The organism is Rouxiella silvae, assembly GCF_002093625.1.
GTDB classification, from domain to species: Bacteria; Pseudomonadota; Gammaproteobacteria; order Enterobacterales; family Enterobacteriaceae; genus Rouxiella; species Rouxiella silvae.
Genome location: NZ_MRWD01000010.1, coordinates 84,715 through 103,154 on the forward strand (window position 1 = coordinate 84,715; position 18,440 = coordinate 103,154).

Consider the following 18,440-nt stretch of genomic DNA (forward strand, 5'->3'; position numbering starts at 1 on the left):
AGCGTACAAGACTGTCGATTATCTAAATGAGTTCAGCCTGGTTAAGGCTTATGGAGATTTTTTATGGCAGGTCACAGTAAGTGGGCCAACACCAAACACCGCAAAGCAGCACAAGACTCAAAACGCGGTAAAATTTTCACCAAAATTATTCGTGAGCTGGTAACAGCGGCGAAGCTGGGCGGTGGCGATCCGGGTGCCAACCCACGTCTTCGTGCGGCTATCGACAAAGCGCTGTCCAACAACATGACGCGCGACACCCTGAACCGTGCGATTGCACGCGGCGTGGGCGGTGATGATGACAGCAACATGGAAACCATCATCTATGAAGGCTACGGCCCAGGCGGCACTGCCGTTATGGTTGAATGCCTGAGTGATAACCGCAACCGTACCGTTGCTGAAGTTCGTCACGCCTTTAACAAAACCGGCGGCAACCTCGGTACCGACGGCTCGGTGGCTTACCTGTTTACTAAAACCGGCGTGATCACCTTTGCACCGGGTCAGGATGAAGACGTTATTATGGAAGCGGCGCTGGAAGCCGGTGCCGACGACGTTCAGACCTTTGACGACGGCGCTATCGACGTGTACACCGCTTGGGAAAGCATGGGTGATGTGAAAGATGCACTGGCCGCAGCTGGTTTTGTAGCCGATCAGGCCGAAGTGACCATGATCCCGGCAACCAAAACCGACATGGATGCCGACACCGCGCCTAAGCTGTTGCGTCTTATCGACATGCTTGAAGACTGTGATGATGTACAGGAGGTTTACCACAACGGTGAAATCTCCGACGAGATTGCGGAAACACTGTAATCTACTCCTCAGCCGGAGGCGCGACAGGCTCGCGTTTTCCGGCTGGCTTGACGGACATCCTCAGTCCGGTTTGTTTTTTATCTCAATTCCAGACAAACTTGCCAGCAGAACACCCCTTTTATGACGCAGGAAACTGTGTTTTTACAAAAGACAGTCGACGGGTTAAGGGTTATCCCAAGAGAAGGTATCAATAAGCTATGGCTATAATTCTGGGGATTGACCCCGGTTCACGCGTAACAGGCTATGGCATTATTCGCCAAGAGGGCAGGCAGCTCAGCTATTTGGGCAGCGGATGCATTCGCACGGTAGTGACCGATATGCCGGGGCGCTTAAAGCTTATTTATGCGGGTGTGACCGAAATCATCACTCAATTTCAACCGGACTTTTTTGCCATTGAGTCCGTGTTTATGGCTAAAAACCCGGACTCGGCACTCAAGCTGGGTCAGGCGCGCGGCGCGGCGATTGTGGCGGCGGTCAATCTGGATTTGCCGGTATTTGAGTACGCTGCACGCCAGGTTAAACAAACGGTGGTCGGTACCGGAGCCGCCGAAAAAAGTCAGGTGCAGCACATGGTGCGCTCACTGCTCAAGCTGCCGGCCAATCCTCAATCTGATGCCGCCGATGCGTTGGCCATTGCCATTACACATTGTCACATGAGCCAAAATGCGCTTCGTCTGAGTACCGATAAACTCCAGATGGCGCGTGGCAGAATGCGATAATTAAGACTGGATATCTATCCAGCTCTTTTCTATGATATAAACGATAAAAATTTCAGTCACTCTGCGGGCGTTGCTCGCGGGCTAATCGGCAAAGGAAGGTAAAAGTGATAGGTCGTCTCAGAGGCGTTATTCTGGAAAAACAGCCACCGCTGGTGCTGTTGGAAACCAACGGCGTGGGTTATGAAGTACATATGCCGATGACCTGTTTTTATGAACTGCCTGAACTTGGTCAGGAAGCGATTGTTTTCACTCAGTTTATCGTTCGTGAGGACGCGCAGCTGCTGTACGGTTTTAATGACAAGCAGGAGCGTGCGCTGTTTCGCGAGTTGATTAAAGTTAACGGCGTAGGGCCCAAGCTGGCGCTGGCCATTCTTTCGGGTATGTCCGCTCAGCAGTTTGTGAGTGCGGTAGAGAAAGAAGAAATCACCAGTCTAATTAAACTGCCAGGCGTCGGTAAAAAGACCGCTGAGCGCCTGGTAGTAGAAATGAAGGACCGTTTTAAAGGCCTCAACGGTGACCTGTTCAACAGCCCAACGGATATTAGCCTGCCGGCTGCCGCATCCAAGGCGAAGGAGTCTGATGCAGAAGGTGAAGCCGTTGCTGCACTTATCTCGCTGGGCTATAAGCCGCCTGAAGCCAGCCGGATGATCAGTAAAGTGGCGAAACCGGGTGCAGAGTGCGAAACATTGATTAGAGAAGCGCTGCGCGCGGCTCTGTGAGGTAACAGATGATAGAAGCTGACCGTCTTATTTCTTCTGGCGTTATTAGTGAAGAAGAAGTTATCGACAGAGCGATACGCCCTAAAAGGTTGTCCGAATATGTCGGGCAGCCTCACGTGCGTTCGCAAATGGAGATCTTCATTCAGGCGGCTAAACAGCGCGGAGACGCGCTGGATCACCTGCTGATTTTTGGCCCTCCCGGGCTCGGTAAAACCACGCTGGCCAATATTGTCGCTAACGAAATGGGCGTAAATCTACGCACGACTTCTGGACCCGTGCTTGAAAAAGCCGGTGATCTTGCGGCGATGCTAACCAATCTTGAACCGCACGATGTCCTTTTTATCGATGAAATTCACCGCCTGTCTCCAGTAGTAGAAGAGGTACTGTATCCGGCGATGGAAGACTATCAGCTGGATATTATGATCGGAGAAGGTCCTGCGGCGCGTTCTATCAAACTCGATTTGCCGCCGTTCACGCTGGTGGGGGCAACAACGCGCGCGGGCTCATTGACTTCGCCACTGCGTGACCGTTTTGGCATCGTGCAGCGCCTTGAGTTTTATCAGGTTGCCGATTTGCAGCACATCGTTGGCCGGAGTGCGACGTGTCTGGGGCTAGAGCTGTCAGAAGAGGGCGCGCATCAAATTGCCCGCCGTTCCCGTGGCACACCGCGCATTGCCAACCGTTTGCTGCGACGGGTGCGTGATTTTGCCGAGGTTAAAGGCGACGGTACGATTAACGGTGACACGGCCAACGGCGCGCTGGATATGCTCGACGTCGATGCCGAAGGTTTTGACTACATGGACCGAAAGCTGCTGCTGGCGATTATCGACAAGTTTATGGGGGGACCCGTCGGGCTAGACAATCTCGCGGCTGCAATTGGCGAAGAGCGCGAAACCATCGAAGATGTGATTGAACCCTTCCTTATCCAGCAAGGCTTCATTCAGCGTACCCCGCGCGGAAGAATGGCGACTCATCACGCCTATAAACATTTTGGAATGTCGAGACCAGAGTAGCAACAGCACGCCAGCTCGACTTTGATCGCCTCCCTAATTGGGGGAGGCGTAGAGTGGGGAACGTTGACACGACTTTAGGCAATTTGCTTTTTAAATAAACTTCCCATAAACATCACCGCTGCACAAAGCACCACCGAAGGTCCTGCCGGAGTGTCGTAAAATGCCGACAGCCCCAGTCCGCCTGTTACCGCAATCATTCCTACCCATATCGCGACATAGGCCATCTGCTCTGGCGTTTTGGCAAAGCGACGTGCCGTTGCGGCCGGAATGATAAGCAACGACGTGATGATTAACGCGCCGACAAACTTCATGGCCAGACCAATCGTGAGCGCAGTGACCAGCATAAGAATAATGCGTGAGCGCTGGAGATTTACGCCGTCAACGTGCGCCAGCTCCGGACTAATGGTCATTGAAAGCAGATTACGCCATTGCCAGCACAGCACGGCAACCACCAGCGCAACACCCGCCCCAATGAGCCAGATATCGCTCAGCGTGACGGAAAGCAGGTCGCCAAAAAGATAGGCCATCAAATCTACCCGCACGCCCGACATCAAACTGACCACCACCAATCCTAGCGACAGCGCGCTGTGTGCCATGATGCCCAGCAGGGTATCGACCGCCAGGTGTGGTTTGCGCTCCAGCACGACCAACAGCAGTGCCAGAAGCAGGGTGACGACAATAACCGCATAGAAAGGGTTCACGTTTAGCAGCAGGCCGAAAGCCACACCCAGCAGTGAGGCATGCGCCAGTGTATCGCCAAAATAAGACATTCTCCGCCAGACCACGAACGATCCAAGTGGACCCGCCGCGCCCGCCAACAAAATACCTGCCAGCCATCCCGGCAGTAACAGCTCAATCATTGATCGCGACCTCCAGTATTGCGCAAAACTATTTTTCCCTGTAAATCATGTCGATGGTTGTGATGATGGCGATAAATTGCCAACTGCTCTGCGCCACGATTGCCGAACATGGCAATAAATTCAGGATGCGACGAGACCACTTCCGGGGAGCCGGAGCAGCAAATGTGCTGATTAAGACAAAGCACCTCGTCGGTTTTTGCCATCACCAGATGCAAGTCGTGTGAGACCATCATCACTGCACAACCCAATTCATGGCGTAGGCGGTCGATTAAATCGTAAAGCGCAACCTGGCCATTGACGTCAACGCCCTGCGTCGGCTCATCAAGCACCAGCAGCTGCGGTGAATTGAGCAGCGCGCGGGCTAAAAGCACGCGCTGATTTTCACCCCCCGACAGCCCTTGCATCGGTTGATCAATCAGGTGGGCTGCCTGCACGCGTTTAAGCGCGGGTAAAATATCTTCACGTTTTACGCCAGGCTTGAGGCGCATAAAGCGCGCAACGGTCAGCGGAAGCGTGGCATCTAGATGGATTTTTTGCGGTACATAGCCGATTTTCAAGCCCGGTATCTGAAAGCGAGTGCCGCTGGTGGGTGCAACCAATCCCAACACGACGCGTACCAGCGTAGATTTACCCGCGCCGTTCGGCCCAATTAGGGTCAGAATCTTGCCTGCCTGTAGCGAAAGTGAGACATCAGAGAGCACGCGGCGAGTACCGAATGTGACAGAAATATTTTGTAGCGAAGCGAGAGTGGACATTTCAGTTACGTCTTGCAGAACAATTCGAATGTTATAATATTGCGTTTTTTAGAAAATAACCATGTATGTCGTCGAAAAACTGCGTATTGTCTGACACTTTATTTGCCGATAATCTGCTTGCTCGCCTTTAGCGAACAGGGCAAACCGAGCAATAAACCGGGCCGACTAACGATAAAAATAAACAGGCCTACAACAGACCATCTTAAACCAGAGGAATTAATGAAACTGACAAAATCAGCGGCGGTTAACAACACCATGAAAATTAAATCATCACCGCGTTCTGCAAAATCCCTACTGGCTCACGCCGCCTTTGCCGCCGTGCTCCTGAGCGCGAGTCTGGTAACCACTGCCCAGGCTGCCGTATTAACCTCTTTGCGTCCATTGGGCTTTATCTCTGCAGCGATTGCCGAGGGAATAACCCCGACAGAAGTTTTATTACCTGACGGTGTGTCACCCCATGATTATGCACTTCGCCCCTCAGGCCTTCAGCAAATACGCAGCGCAGATTTAGTGGTGTGGATTGGGCCAGGCCTGGAAACATTTATGAGCAAGTCGGTCGCACAATTGCCCCCTAATCGGGTGGTAGACGTGTCGGCGATACCCGAGGTTAAAGCGCTGCTTTTAACCCGTCAGGACGAAAAATCTCACGAACACGGCATTCGCGACACTAATGAGTCTGGCGACAACCATAAAGATGAGCAGTACAACATGCACCTCTGGCTCTCACCGGAGATTGCAAAATTGACCGCAATCGCAATTCACGCAAAATTATTGGAACTAATGCCGCAAAAGAAGGACCAACTAGACGCCAACTTGCGTCAGTTTGAGGATGAATTGACAAAAACTGACGTAAAGCTTGGTAAGATGCTGCAACCTGTTCAGGGTAAGGGATATTTTGTTTTTCACGACGCATATGGCTACTTTGAAAAACATTACGGACTGTCGCCGTTAGGCTATTTTACCGTTAATCCCGAAATCCAACCTGGAGCACAGCGATTACATCAAATTCGAACACAGTTGGTTGAGCAAAAAGCGGTATGCGTTTTTGCTGAGCCACAATTCAGGCCGGCCGTAATTAATGCCGTTGCCCAAGGAACAAAAGTGCGTATGGGCACATTGGATCCGTTGGGGAGCGGCATCGCACTGACCAAGGACAGTTATGTGGACTTTCTGTCACATCTGACTTCTCAGTACGTGAGCTGCCTGAAGTAAGCCTATAAGGACCGTATTAAGTGCAGCTATTGGCCCGATCTATTGCTCTGGCATATAACAATCTTCCACGACCTCATCGCGTTATGCTGGGGTCATTGACTGTCGTAACCCTCGCCGTTGCCGTCTGGAAACCATTTGTATATCATACAGATCAAGACTCTTACCAGAGTAAACCTATCTCAAAGCAAGTTCTGCTCGACACGCAACAGGTGCGCTCTTTGCTGCCTGAGGCGAGTGAACCCATAGATGATAACGATTCCCCTCCCGCCACGGACATTCCCAAAGACGAATTGGATGATAAAACCGAAAATGAAACGGGCGTACATGAGTACGTCGTTTCAACCGGTGATACACTCAGCAGTATTCTAAATCAGTACGGCATTGATATGTCGGATATCTCTGCGTTGGCCGCGCAAAATACCGAACTGCGTAATTTGAAAATTGGTCAGCAGCTGTCGTGGACAGTCAATGATGACGGCGAATTACAGCGTGTAACGTGGGAAAAATCGCGGCGAGAAACAGTGACTTACGACAAAAGCGGCAGCGGTTTTAAAGCCTCGACCCAAACTCTGAAAGGGGAATGGCAGGACAAAGTATTAAAAGGCACGCTAGACGGCAGTTTTGTCAGCAGCGCAAAAGATGCGGGCTTGAGTAATGCTGAAATTGGTGCGGTGGTCAAAGCCCTACAGTGGCAGATGGACTTCAAAAAGTTACGTAAAGGGGACCAGTTTTCGGTACTGATGTCGCGCGAAATGCTCGACGGAAAAAGCCAGCAGAGTGAACTGTCAGGCGTGCACTTGCGCAGCGGCGGTAAAGATTATTATGCTATTCGCGCCGATGACGGTAAGTTTTATGACCGGTCGGGCAGCGGACTGGCGCGTGGGTTCCTGCGCTTTCCGACCCTTAAGCAGTATCGAGTTTCATCCAACTTTAATCCGCGTCGTATGAATCCCGTTACCGGTCGTATAGCGCCGCATCGAGGGGTAGATTTTGCCGTACCCATCGGAACGCCGGTTCTGGCCGTCGGCGATGGCGAGGTTGTGGTGGTTAACGGCGGCGGCGCTGCGGGTAACTATGTTGCTATCCGCCACGGTAGGCAGTATATGACGCGCTATATGCACCTGCGTAAAGCGTTGGTTAAGCCTGGGCAAAAGATTAAGCGCGGTGACCGAATAGCGTTGTCGGGCAACACCGGACGTTCAACCGGTCCGCATCTGCATTTCGAAGTATGGATTAACAACATTGCTGTCAATCCGCTAACCGCCAAGCTGCCACGTTCAGAAGGTCTGAGTGGTAAAGACCTCAGAGACTATTTAGCGACTGTGCGTGAGGTTATGCCTCAGCTGAAAATCTAGAGGTTTTCTTCTGCTTAAAGAGTGTCGCCTGCGTAAGCCGGGCGACACTATTCATTGCAAAATAATTCACTGCACCTATCATTGGGCGATTGGATTATATAATTAGTATAAAAGTTTACGAGTTAACGCATGCAACCAGAAACAAAAACGAACGACGAGTTTATCCCGCAGTTTCAAAAATCCTTCTACCTTCCACGCTACTGGGGCGTGTGGCTGGGTGTGGGCGCAATGGCGGCAATGGCTTACGTTCCAGCACCTGTGCGTGACCCGATACTCGGTGGCCTTGGGCGTCTGGCCGGTAAGCTGGCAAAAGGGGCTCGTCGTCGTGCGCAAATTAATTTGCTTTATTGCATGCCTGAACTTCCTGAAGCCCGCCGTGAAAAGATTATCGACGACATGTTTGCCGCTGCCCCTCAGTCTATGGTGATGATGGCAGAGCTGGCGCTGCGTGGGGATAATCCGCAGATTCACAAGCGTGTTAAATGGCATAATAAAGAGATTGTTGACCAACTTGCGGGTGAGGGGAGAAATATTATTTTCCTGGTGCCGCACGGTTGGGCGGTAGACATTCCTGCGATGCTGATGGCAGCGGACGGGCATCCTATGGCAGCGATGTTCCATCATCAGAAAAATGCGTTAACGGATTATTTCTGGAATTCAGTGCGCCGCCGTTTTGGTGGACGCCTGCACGCGCGCAGCAAAGGCATCAAACCCTTTGTGAGCTCAGTGCGAAACGGGTATTGGGGCTACTATTTGCCAGATCAGGATCACGGTGCCGAACACAGCGAATTCGTTGACTTCTTTGCGACCTATAAGGCGACGCTGCCGGCATTAGGACGCCTGATGAAGGTCTGCCGCGCTGAAATCGTGCCGCTTTTCCCCGCATATGACGCAAAAAATCACTGCCTGAACATTCACGTTCGCGCCCCGATGGCAGGCTTGGATACCGGCGATGATGTCACCATAGCGCGACGCATGAATGAAGAGGTCGAGCATTTGGTCGCGCCAAACCCTGAGCAATATACTTGGATACTCAAGCTGCTTAAAACCCGCAAGCCTGGCGAACAAGAGCCGTACACGCGCGACGAGCTTTATCCCAAGTAGAGGTGATGTGAATACGCGTGACCCGTTGCTTCAATAAAAAAACCGGCCAAGGCCGGTTTTTTCGTTACTGAGGACGCGTGGGGTTATTCTACCGTCAGTACGCGGCTGGTGTTGGTGGTGCCGGTCGTGCTCATCACGTCACCCTGAGTGACGATAACCAGGTCACCTGAAAGCAGGTATCCCTTGTCACGCAGCAGGTTAACCGCATCCACCGCGGCAGCGACGCCGTCGTTGTTGCTGTCGAAGAACACCGGCGTCACGCCGCGATAAAGTGCTGTAAGATTCAACGTGTGCTCATGGCGAGACATCGCGAAAATAGGCAGTCCTGAGCTAATTCGAGACATCACCAGTGGCGTTCTGCCTGATTCTGTCATAGAGATTATTGCGGTAACCCCTTTAAGATGGTTTGCCGCGTACATTGATGACATCGCAATGGTATCTTCAATATTATCGAATTCAACGTCGAGGCGGTGCTTGGAGACGTTAATGCTTGGGATTTTTTCTGCACCTACGCAAACGCGCGCCATCGCCGCCACAGTTTCAGCCGGATATTGGCCTGCGGCAGTTTCTGCCGAGAGCATCACGGCGTCGGTACCATCGAGCACGGCGTTCGCCACGTCCATCACTTCGGCGCGGGTCGGCATCGGGTTAGTGATCATCGACTCCATCATCTGGGTTGCGGTGATCACTGCGCGGTTAAGCGTGCGTGCGCGGCGGATCAGTTTTTTCTGAATACCCACCAATTCCGGGTCGCCGATTTCAACGCCCAAATCACCACGCGCCACCATCACCACGTCAGAGGCCAGAATGATATCGTCCATCGCGGCGTCAGAGGCCACGGCTTCGGCACGTTCGACCTTCGAGACAATTTTGGCATGGCAGCCTGCGTCACGTGCCAGACGGCGCGCATAGTTAAGGTCTTCGCCGGTGCGTGGGAAGGACACGGCCAAAAAGTCGACACCAATTTTTGCGGCAATAAGAATATCGGCTTTGTCTTTTTCAGTCAGGGCTTCGGCAGAGAGTCCGCCGCCGAGCTTGTTAATGCCTTTATTATTGGAAAGAGGGCCGCCAATCGTCACTTCGGTGAAAATTTTAGAGCCTTGAACTTCAATGACCTTGAGCTGTACCCGTCCGTCGTCCAACAGTAGAATATCGCCGGGTACCACATCGTCAGGAAGGCCTTTGTAATCGATGCCGACTTTTTCTTTGTCGCCTTCACCTTTGCTCATGTTGGCGTCAAGCAGGAACTTATCGCCAATGTTGAGGAAGACCTTGCCTTCTTTAAAGGTGGAAACGCGAATTTTTGGACCTTGCAAATCACCGAGGATGGCCACGTGGCGCCCCAGTTTTGCCGCGATTTCACGCACTTTGTCTGCGCGGAGCTGGTGGTCTTCAGCGGTACCATGAGAGAAGTTAAGGCGAACAACGTTGGCACCGGCGGCAATAATCTTTTCCAAATTATTATCGCGATCCGTTGCAGGGCCGAGAGTGGTGACAATTTTGGTTCTTCTGAGCCGTCTGGACATGCATTACTCCGTTGACTTGTGAAGCATTGTTGCTGCTAAAAACCTGGACAACACGATAAAGGGTGATGATTGTAATTTTAATACAAAATTGTTTCACCCGTTGGTGACACGACCTGTCGTTATCACGGCAGCCTTGGGGCCGACCGACTGTTATCCCGGCAATTTTATCTGGCTGCGCGCTGGGGGGTAATAAAACGCGATCCTACGGCGGCCAGATCCCTAAAATTAACAACATCGTAACAAATATGGCGAGATAAAAAAATCCGTTACCGCAGGGATTTATTCAAATCTCGGAGGTGCATAAACCCCTTTATCAAACCGTGAATCTCTCAATGATTCTTTGACGCGCTTCAGGTTATCTCTAAATTTCGCACCGCGACGCAGTGTAAATCCGGTGGCAAGCACGTCAATCAGCGTTAACTGTGCCAAACGAGAGATCATCGGCATATAAACGTCTGTGTCTTCAGGCACGTCCAACAGAATAGAAAGCGTTGCCTCCTGTGCCAGCGGTGTGTCTTTTGAGGTAATGGCAATGACCGTTGCGTCGTTATCGCGGGCAAGATGAGCCAGTTCGACTAAGTTTTTCGTGCGGCCGGTGTGAGAAATCAGCACAACAACGTCACCTTCGCCCGAATTCATACAGCTCATTCGCTGCATTACGATATCATCGAAATAGATGACCGGGATGTTAAAGCGAAAAAACTTGTTCATCGCGTCGTGGGCGACGGCCGCAGAGGCTCCAAGGCCGAAGAACGAGATTTTTTTTGCCTGGGTGAGCAAATCGACCGCGCGATTCACTGCGGTGATATCAAGCGTATTTTTAACCTGCTCCAGGCTGGCCATCGTGGATTCAAAAATTTTCGTGCTATAGGCCTCAACGCTGTCGGTTTCTTCAACGTTGCGGTTTACGTAAGGTGTTCCGTTAGCCAGACTTTGGGCAAGCTGCAGTTTGAAGTCTGGAAAGCCCTTGGTTTCAAGGCGACGACAAAAGCGATTGACCGTGGGTTCACTCACATCAGCCATTTTTGCCAGCGTTGCGATACTGGAATGGATGGCAGTCTGGGGCGAAGCAAGGATGACTTCAGCAACTTTTCTTTCTGATTTGCTGAGGATATCCAAAAAGCTGAGGATTTTTTCCAGCGTATTCATGGGTGACCACTCAATAGGTTTCATCGATTTCAACGAAAAGGAGAAATCATGTCAGTTTGATGAAAATATACTACGACGCTGAACGAGGTGGCAGAGACAATCTGGTGAAAACCAAGCTTTTTTATCCAGAATATGAGCCAGGTCTAAGTTTCAATATGGTAATTAATGTTCAAATTTGTCATAAAATTACAGCGACTCCTGCTTACAGGTTAGCCGATTTAACAAACATGACAAATTATGTGGTTTTTTAATCATTTATTAATGCCTTAGATCTTGGTTTACTGCCCTTGCCCGATCAGAGTACATTGTTGCTGAAACGCGATATCTGTTGAAATAAAATTACAATCTAACCCATCGCATTCGGGATGCAGGCAGCGTTGATGCTGCATTTTGAAAGATAAGGTTATCCTGCTCTAAGGAGAAGAACATGGCGGTAAACCAACCAGCCCAGGCGTGTGACCTGGTAATTTTCGGTGCTAAAGGCGACCTTGCACGCCGTAAGCTGTTGCCTTCCCTGTATCAGCTCGAAAAAGCTGGACACATTCACGACGACACAAAAATCATTGGCGTTGGCCGCGCCGAGTGGGACAAAGCTGCTTATACCGAAGTGGTAAAAGAAGCATTGACCACCTTTATGAAAGAGAAGCTGGACCCGGAACTGTGGGAAAAACTCAGTGCTCGCCTGGAATTTTGTAATCTCGATGTTAACGATCTCAAGCATTTCACCCGTCTGGGCAAAATGCTCGACACCAGTAAGCGCACCACCATTAACTACTTTGCGATGCCGCCGAGTACTTTTTCCGCGATCTGTAAAGGTTTGGGTGAGGCTGGGCTAAACAAAGAGCCTGCGCGCGTTGTGATGGAAAAACCGCTCGGTACTGACCTGAAATCATCTCAGGAAATTAACGACGGCGTGGCAGAGTATTTCAACGAAACTCAGGTTTACCGTATCGACCACTACTTAGGTAAAGAGACGGTGTTGAACCTGTTGGCGCTGCGTTTTGCCAACAACCTGTTTGCCACTAACTGGGACAACCGCACCATTGACCACGTGCAGATTACCGTGGCCGAAGAAGTGGGCATCGAAGGCCGTTGGGGCTATTTCGACAAAGCGGGCCAGATGCGCGACATGATCCAGAACCACCTGTTGCAGATTCTGACCATGATTGCCATGTCGCCGCCGGCTGATTTGTCTACCGATCGTATTCGCGATGAAAAAGTTAAAGTGCTGCGTTCGCTGCGTCGTATTGACCAGTCCAACGTGCGCGAAACGACCGTGCGTGGTCAATATACCGCAGGTTTTGTTCAGGGCAAAAAAGTGCCAGGCTACCTCGAAGAAGAGGGCGCAAATAAAAACAGCAACACGGAAAGTTTCGTCTCTATTCGCGTAGACATCGACAACTGGCAGTGGGCGGGCGTGCCATTCTACCTGCGCACGGGTAAGCGTTTGCCGACTAAGTGTTCAGAAGTCGTGGTTTACTTCAAGAGCCCGGCTCTGAACCTGTTTAGCGACTCTTACCAGCAGCTGCCGCAAAACAAATTGACCATTCGCCTGCAACCGGACGAAGGTATCGAGATTGAAGTACTGAACAAAGTGCCGGGTCTCGAGCACAAACACCGTCTGCAAACGACCAAGCTTGACCTGAGCTTCTCTGAAACCTTCAACGAGCAACACATTGCCGATGCTTACGAGCGTCTGCTGCTGGAAACCATGCGTGGTATCCAGGCGCTGTTCGTACGTCGTGACGAAGTCGAAGAAGCCTGGAAATGGGTTGATGGCATCATGGATGCCTGGTCTGCAGAAAACGAAGCGCCTAAGCCTTATCAGGCGGGAACGTGGGGACCCGTTGCCTCGGTGGCAATGATTACCCGTGATGGCCGTTCATGGAACGAGTTCGGCTAATCCACCGTCTTTTAACGGTACGTCTGTATTAAGGGGCAACACATGGCCAATTTCGTCGAGTTTTCCGGTGCGGCGGCGCTAAACCAAAACTTATCCGGCAAAATTGCAGATGCATTGCGCCAGGGCATTGCGGACCGCGGTCAGGCAAGTCTGATTATCTCGGGCGGCAGAACGCCGCTCGAGCTGTTCAGGCAGCTTGCAAGGCAGGAGCTGGACTGGAGTCGGGTGGTGATAACGCTTGCCGATGAGCGCTGGGTCGCTACCGACAATGGGTCGAGCAACGAAAAGCTGGTACGCAACAGTTTGCTGCAGGGCGAGGTGGCGAAGGCCACCTTTATTGCGCTTAAAAATGACGCCGTTACGGCAGCAGAAGGTGAGATTCAGGCTGAAAAAGCGCTAGCCGCTTTGGTATTGCCTGCGGATATTACGCTTTTGGGTATGGGCGATGACGGCCATACCGCTTCTCTTTTTCCAGGCAGCGCCAATCTTGTTCAGGCGCTGGACCTGCATTCTACCCGACGCTGCGTGGCTATCACGCCGCTTACGGCACCGCTCGAGCGCATGACGCTGACGTTGCCAGTATTGCTCGACAGTCGGCGAATCTATGTATTGTTGGCCGGTGAGGCCAAACGTGACGTTTACGAACGTGCGGCAAAAGGCACCGATCAGAATGAGATGCCTGTGAGGGCAGTATTAAATCAACAACAGACGCCGGTCGAGGTTTACTGGACCGCATAGCGGGCACGAATGGAGACAAAGATGAAGAGTTGGAAAACAAGCGCAGAACAGATCCTGACCTCAGGTCCGGTTGTTCCGGTCATCGTTATCAACAAGCTGGAGCATGCGGTACCGCTGGCAAAAGCACTGGTGGCCGGAGGCGTTCGCGTGCTTGAGGTGACGTTGCGCACGGCCTGCGCCATTGATGCGATTAGGGCGATTGCCAAAGAGGTTCCTGAGGCCATTATTGGTGCGGGAACCGTACTTAATCCTGAGCAACTGGCCGAAGTGACAGCAGCGGGTGCGCAATTTGCCATCAGCCCGGGCTTGACCGAGCCTTTATTGAAAGCGGCCAACGCCGGTCCGATCCCGCTTATTCCTGGAATAAGCACTGTTTCGGAGCTGATGTTAGGCCTAGATGCTGGCCTGCGTGAGTTTAAATTCTTCCCGGCTGAGGCCAACGGTGGCGTTAAGGCGCTGCAAGCTATCGCCGGTCCATTCCCACAGGTTCGTTTCTGCCCAACCGGCGGCATTACGCCGGGCAACTATCGCGACTATCTGGCGCTTAAAAGCGTGCTGTGTATCGGTGGTTCGTGGTTAGTGCCTGCTGATGCGCTGGAAAGTGGCGACTACGCGCGTATTACTGAACTGGCGCGTGAAGCCGTTGCGGGTGCAAAAGCCTAACGTGTTTTAATGCTCGCACATCATTCGTGACAATAATTGAAAAAGCCTCCCAACGACGTTGTGGAGGCTTTTTTTAACCCGTAGGCAGTGAATCGTTAGCCGATTTATTAAAGCGCGGCAATCACTTTGATTTCAACTTTGTACTTCGGATTCATCAGATTGGCCTGCACGGTGCAGCGCACAGGTGCATTGCCCGGTGAAACCCATGCGTCCCAGGCTTCGTTCATCGCCGCGAAATCAGCGCCGTCGACCAGAAAAATAGTCGCGTCGAGAATTTTGCTCTTGTGAGACCCCACTTCTACCAGCGCGGCGTCGATGATTGCCAGCGTTTCCGCAGTTTGATCTTTGGCGTTGGCATCCAGATTTTCCGGCACGCTAGTGTAATAAACCGTGCCATTGTGGACAACGATGTCTGACATACGTGGCTCGGGTCTAATGCGTTGAATTGACATAAAGAGTGCTCCTGAAAGTCGCTGTTTTAATGATGGGCAACAGGGTATCACATCAATGGCCGACAATGGACTGACAGATGGTGGTGGTACGCGAGGGCAAGGATTGGCATAATCAGCGCTGATTCTACTACTGTGGGTTTAGCGTGATAGACGATTTCGCAACAGACGGCGCCCTGGCGCAGAAAATTGAGGGCTTTAAACCCCGTGAACCACAGCGTCTGATGGCGAATGCCGTTGCTCTGGCGATAAAAAACAAGCAGGGACTGGTGGTCGAAGCAGGCACTGGGACCGGCAAAACTTACGCCTATTTGGCACCTGCACTGCGTTCGGGTAAAAAGGTCATTATCTCGACTGGCTCGAAAGCGTTACAGGATCAGCTCTATTCCCGCGACCTGCCCAAAGTGGCCAGCGCGCTGAAATTTAAAGGTAAGTTGGCGCTGCTAAAAGGCCGCTCTAACTATCTCTGTCTTGAACGCCTCGACCAACAGTCAATGACCGGAGGGGAATTGGCCAGTCAGTCACTCAGCGATTTGGCACATTTGCGCAGCTGGTCGGCGAAGACGGAAGAGGGTGATATCAGCACCTGTAACGTGGTGGCTGAAGACAGCTACGTCTGGCCGCTGGTTACCAGCACCAACGACAACTGCCTCGGCAGCGACTGCCCGATGTACAAAGAGTGTTTCGTGGTAAAGGCACGGCGCAAGGCAATGGACGCCGACGTGGTGGTGGTCAATCATCACCTCTTTATGGCCGACATGGTGGTTAAAGAGAGCGGCTTTGGCGAACTCATTCCCACCGCAGATGTGATGATCTTCGACGAAGCACACCAAATACCTGACATTGCTAGCCAATATTTCGGACAGCAGCTTTCAAGCCGTCAACTGCTCGACCTGTCCAAAGACATCACTATTGCCTACCGAACTGAAGTGCGCGACTCTGCGCAGTTGCAGAAAAGTGCCGATAGGTTGGCACAAAGTGCTCAAGATTTCCGATTGGCGCTAGGCGAACCTGGTTTTCGCGGCAACCTGCGAGACGTGTTGGCCGACCAAGGTATTCAGCGCGCGCTGCTGCTGCTCGACGATGCCCTCGAACTTTGCTATGACGTGATGAAACTTTCACTTGGCCGCTCTGCGCTACTCGATGCCGCCTTCGAGCGCGCCACGCTCTACCGCAATCGTCTAAAACGCCTTAAAGATGTCAACGTGCCTGGCTACAGCTATTGGTACGAGTGCAACTCGCGTCATTTTACCCTCGCTCTGACGCCACTTTCGGTTACCGACAAATTTCGCGAGCTGATGGACGACAAGCCCGGAGCTTGGGTGTTTACCTCGGCAACGCTGTCGGTGAATGAAAAGCTTGAGCATTTCACCCAGCGGCTGGGCCTAGAAGGCGCAGAGACATTGCTGCTGGCCAGCCCGTTCGACTTTGCCAATCAGGCGTTGCTGTGCGTGCCGCGTTATCTGCCTTCGCCCAACGAGCGGGGGGGATCACGCCAGCTGGCGAGAATGCTGCGCCCCTTGATCGAGGCCAATGAAGGCCGTTGTTTCTTCCTCTGCACCTCACATCTCATGATGCGTGAGTTGGCCGAAGAGTTTCGCGCCAGTATGACGCTGCCGGTGCTGGTTCAGGGAGAAACCAGCAAAGGGCAGCTTTTAGCGCAGTTTGTCGAGGCTGGAAACGCACTCTTGGTGGCAACCAGCAGTTTCTGGGAGGGCGTCGACGTGCGTGGAGAAACACTGTCGCTGGTGATTATCGATAAATTACCCTTCACCTCACCCGATGATCCTTTGCTTAAAGCGCGCATTGAGGACTGCCGGTTACGCGGCGGCGATCCTTTCAACGAGGTGCAGCTTCCCGACGCGGTCATTACGCTCAAACAGGGCGTAGGGCGTTTAATACGCGACACCGATGACCGCGGCGTAATGGTCATTTGTGACAACCGGTTAGTGATGCGCCCCTATGGCGAAGTTTTCCTTAATAGCCTGCCGCCGACGCCGCGAACCCGCTCTCTTGAGCAGGCAATCAGTTTTTTGCAGAAGAGCTGATATGCTATGATTGCGCGATACTCACTGCGTTGAAATCTTTGGGTATCTCAATGTTATTTTTTTATTTCCCGCCTGAGGTTTGGCATGTCCACGCGAATTTTAGCAATTGATACGGCAACCGAAGCCTGTTCTGTTGCGTTGTACAACACGGCAACGTCAGCCGAAAATGGCGAAACGCTGGCTTATTTTGAACTCTGCGCCCGAGAGCATACTCAACGTATTCTTCCCATGGTTCAACAGATTCTGGCAGAGGCTGGGCTGACGCTTAATCAGCTGGATGCGCTGGCCTTCGGACGCGGTCCGGGCAGCTTCACCGGCGTGCGCATCGGCATTGGCATCGCTCAGGGGCTGGCGTTTGGCGCCGAATTGCCTCTGCTGCCCATCTCCACCCTTCAAACAATGGCGCAGGGCGCATACCGCCAAACCGGTGCAGAGCAAGTGTTGACGGCTATTGATGCACGCATGGGTGAGGTTTACTGGGGCAAATATACCCGTCAATCATCCGGTGTTTGGGAGGGTGAAACCACTGAAGCGGTATTAAAACCGGAACAGTTGCTTGAGCACGAGGCCTTGCTACAGGGCCGCTGGGCGACAGCAGGTACTGGATGGCAAACCTATCCTCAGCTAATAGGTTCAACAGCCGTTGAACTTGTTAACGGTAATATGTTGCTGCCACAGGCGGAAGATATGTTACCTCTCGCGCTGGCTGCGTGGGAAAGGGGAGTGAGGGTCAATGCCGCAGAGGCTGAGCCGACTTACCTGCGTAATGAGGTGACGTGGAAAAAGCTTCCTGGTCGATAAGTATCGGCAACTTGTGCATGAAATCGTGGTCAAAATAGATAATGTACCCAGGGGTATTTACCATGCGTAAGATGTTCGCAAGCAAAAAAAGTCTCGCCTTGGCGGTTGGCCTCAGCGTTTTGCTGCTTTCCGGCTGTGTTACGGTGCCGGATTCAATTCGCGGCACCACTGAAACGCCGCAGATGAACCTGGTGGCCGTGCAGGGCGCACCGCAAATTTATGTTGGCCAGGAAGCGCGTTTTGGTGGCCGTGTTGTCTCAGTGGCTAATGATAAAAATCGTACGCGACTCGAAATCGCCGCGGTACCACTGGATTCAAGTGCAGCGCCTGTGTTGGGTGAGCCTTCAATTGGACGTATTGTGGCTTACTACAACGGTTTCCTCGACCCAGTCGATTTCCGCAATCAATTGGTAACGGTAGTGGGGCCGATTACGGGTGCTGAAAATGGCACCATTGGCAATGCCCCTTATCGGTTTGTCACGCTCAACGTAAACGGTTATAAACGCTGGAGAGAAGTGAAAGAAGTAGTGATGCCACCTCAGCCGATGGGACCTTGGGGTTGGGGATACGGAGGCCCTTATGATCCACGGTGGGGGCGAGGGTTTGGCCCGGCGTGGGG

18 protein-coding genes are annotated in these 18,440 nt (G+C 52.2%); 13 read left to right on the plus strand and 5 right to left on the minus strand.

Going from position 1 to position 18,440, the window contains the following annotated elements; all coding sequences use genetic code 11:
• Positions 1 to 63: 63 nt before the first annotated feature.
• From BS639_RS06115 to ruvB, 4 genes are all read left to right on the plus strand, one after another.
• Complete coding sequence (locus tag BS639_RS06115; RefSeq protein ID WP_055771139.1) at positions 64 to 807, plus strand: YebC/PmpR family DNA-binding transcriptional regulator; 744 nt, start codon at positions 64 to 66, stop codon at positions 805 to 807.
• A gap of 197 nt (positions 808 to 1,004) precedes the next feature.
• Entirely contained in the window at positions 1,005 to 1,526 is a 522-nt protein-coding gene (ruvC, locus tag BS639_RS06120; RefSeq protein WP_084982542.1) for a crossover junction endodeoxyribonuclease RuvC, read from the plus strand.
• 104 nt (positions 1,527 to 1,630) lie between these two features.
• The gene (gene ruvA, locus BS639_RS06125; protein ID WP_055771145.1) at positions 1,631 to 2,245 is read left to right on the plus strand and encodes a Holliday junction branch migration protein RuvA; all 615 of its coding nucleotides are present in this window, start codon (positions 1,631 to 1,633) and stop codon (positions 2,243 to 2,245) included.
• An 8-nt stretch (positions 2,246 to 2,253) separates the two neighbouring features.
• The gene (gene ruvB / locus BS639_RS06130) at positions 2,254 to 3,258 is read left to right on the plus strand and encodes a Holliday junction branch migration DNA helicase RuvB (protein ID WP_055771148.1); all 1,005 of its coding nucleotides are present in this window, start codon (positions 2,254 to 2,256) and stop codon (positions 3,256 to 3,258) included.
• A 74-nt stretch (positions 3,259 to 3,332) separates the two neighbouring features.
• Here the strand turns inward: ruvB and znuB are convergent, their stop codons facing one another.
• Complete coding sequence (gene znuB / locus BS639_RS06135; protein ID WP_084982544.1) at positions 3,333 to 4,118, minus strand: zinc ABC transporter permease subunit ZnuB; 786 nt, start codon at positions 4,116 to 4,118, stop codon at positions 3,333 to 3,335.
• Positions 4,115 to 4,873 (minus strand): zinc ABC transporter ATP-binding protein ZnuC, encoded by a 759-nt coding sequence (gene znuC, locus BS639_RS06140; RefSeq protein ID WP_084982545.1) that lies wholly within the window; start codon positions 4,871 to 4,873, stop codon positions 4,115 to 4,117. The genes znuB and znuC overlap by 4 nt, the downstream gene beginning before the upstream one ends.
• A 255-nt stretch (positions 4,874 to 5,128) precedes the next feature.
• Between znuC and znuA the strand changes: the two genes are divergently transcribed.
• The 3 genes from znuA to lpxM all read left to right on the plus strand — a co-directional run bounded on the left by znuA (position 5,129) and on the right by lpxM (position 8,544).
• Complete coding sequence (gene znuA / locus BS639_RS06145) at positions 5,129 to 6,085, plus strand: zinc ABC transporter substrate-binding protein ZnuA (protein ID WP_084982559.1); 957 nt, start codon at positions 5,129 to 5,131, stop codon at positions 6,083 to 6,085.
• Positions 6,086 to 6,105: 20 nt separating this feature from the next.
• Entirely contained in the window at positions 6,106 to 7,440 is a 1,335-nt protein-coding gene (gene mepM / locus BS639_RS06150) for a murein DD-endopeptidase MepM (RefSeq protein ID WP_055771156.1), read from the plus strand.
• 129 nt (positions 7,441 to 7,569) lie between these two features.
• On the plus strand, positions 7,570 to 8,544 hold the full coding sequence (gene lpxM, locus BS639_RS06155; RefSeq protein ID WP_084982547.1) for a lauroyl-Kdo(2)-lipid IV(A) myristoyltransferase: 975 nt from the start codon (positions 7,570 to 7,572) through the stop codon (positions 8,542 to 8,544).
• 83 nt (positions 8,545 to 8,627) lie between these two features.
• Here the strand turns inward: lpxM and pyk are convergent, their stop codons facing one another.
• Together pyk and BS639_RS06165 are read right to left on the minus strand one after the other, a co-directional pair.
• Complete coding sequence (gene pyk / locus BS639_RS06160; RefSeq protein WP_055771164.1) at positions 8,628 to 10,070, minus strand: pyruvate kinase; 1,443 nt, start codon at positions 10,068 to 10,070, stop codon at positions 8,628 to 8,630.
• Between the two features lie 279 nt (positions 10,071 to 10,349).
• Positions 10,350 to 11,219, minus strand: a complete 870-nt coding sequence (locus tag BS639_RS06165; protein ID WP_055771166.1) for a MurR/RpiR family transcriptional regulator — start codon at positions 11,217 to 11,219, stop codon at positions 10,350 to 10,352.
• Between the two features lie 427 nt (positions 11,220 to 11,646).
• On the opposite strand from BS639_RS06165, the gene zwf reads away from it, so the two are divergent.
• From zwf to BS639_RS06185, 3 genes are read left to right on the plus strand one after another with little or no spacing between them, the layout of a single operon-like run.
• Positions 11,647 to 13,122 carry a glucose-6-phosphate dehydrogenase gene (zwf, locus tag BS639_RS06175; protein ID WP_084982548.1) on the plus strand — a complete coding sequence of 492 codons (1,476 nt, stop codon included), beginning with the start codon at positions 11,647 to 11,649 and terminating at the stop codon, positions 13,120 to 13,122.
• A 42-nt stretch (positions 13,123 to 13,164) separates the two neighbouring features.
• A complete protein-coding gene (gene pgl / locus BS639_RS06180) occupies positions 13,165 to 13,860 on the plus strand; it encodes a 6-phosphogluconolactonase (protein WP_084982550.1) in 696 nt (231 codons plus the stop codon).
• Positions 13,861 to 13,881: 21 nt separating this feature from the next.
• On the plus strand, positions 13,882 to 14,523 hold the full coding sequence (locus BS639_RS06185) for a bifunctional 4-hydroxy-2-oxoglutarate aldolase/2-dehydro-3-deoxy-phosphogluconate aldolase (RefSeq protein ID WP_084982551.1): 642 nt from the start codon (positions 13,882 to 13,884) through the stop codon (positions 14,521 to 14,523).
• 107 nt (positions 14,524 to 14,630) lie between these two features.
• Here BS639_RS06185 and BS639_RS06190 read toward each other — a convergent pair whose 3' ends face one another.
• Positions 14,631 to 14,975 carry a RidA family protein gene (locus BS639_RS06190; protein ID WP_055771180.1) on the minus strand — a complete coding sequence of 115 codons (345 nt, stop codon included), beginning with the start codon at positions 14,973 to 14,975 and terminating at the stop codon, positions 14,631 to 14,633.
• Positions 14,976 to 15,118: 143 nt separating this feature from the next.
• Between BS639_RS06190 and BS639_RS06195 the strand changes: the two genes are divergently transcribed.
• The 3 genes from BS639_RS06195 to BS639_RS06205 form a co-directional block, all read left to right on the plus strand.
• Positions 15,119 to 17,020: an ATP-dependent DNA helicase gene (locus BS639_RS06195; RefSeq protein ID WP_055771182.1), complete on the plus strand. Its 1,902-nt coding sequence runs from the start codon at positions 15,119 to 15,121 to the stop codon at positions 17,018 to 17,020.
• 84 nt (positions 17,021 to 17,104) lie between these two features.
• The gene (tsaB, locus tag BS639_RS06200) at positions 17,105 to 17,821 is read left to right on the plus strand and encodes a tRNA (adenosine(37)-N6)-threonylcarbamoyltransferase complex dimerization subunit type 1 TsaB (protein ID WP_055771185.1); all 717 of its coding nucleotides are present in this window, start codon (positions 17,105 to 17,107) and stop codon (positions 17,819 to 17,821) included.
• A gap of 62 nt (positions 17,822 to 17,883) precedes the next feature.
• The coding region (locus BS639_RS06205; RefSeq protein ID WP_084982553.1) for a Slp family lipoprotein at positions 17,884 to 18,440 on the plus strand (557 nt) is incomplete at its 3' end.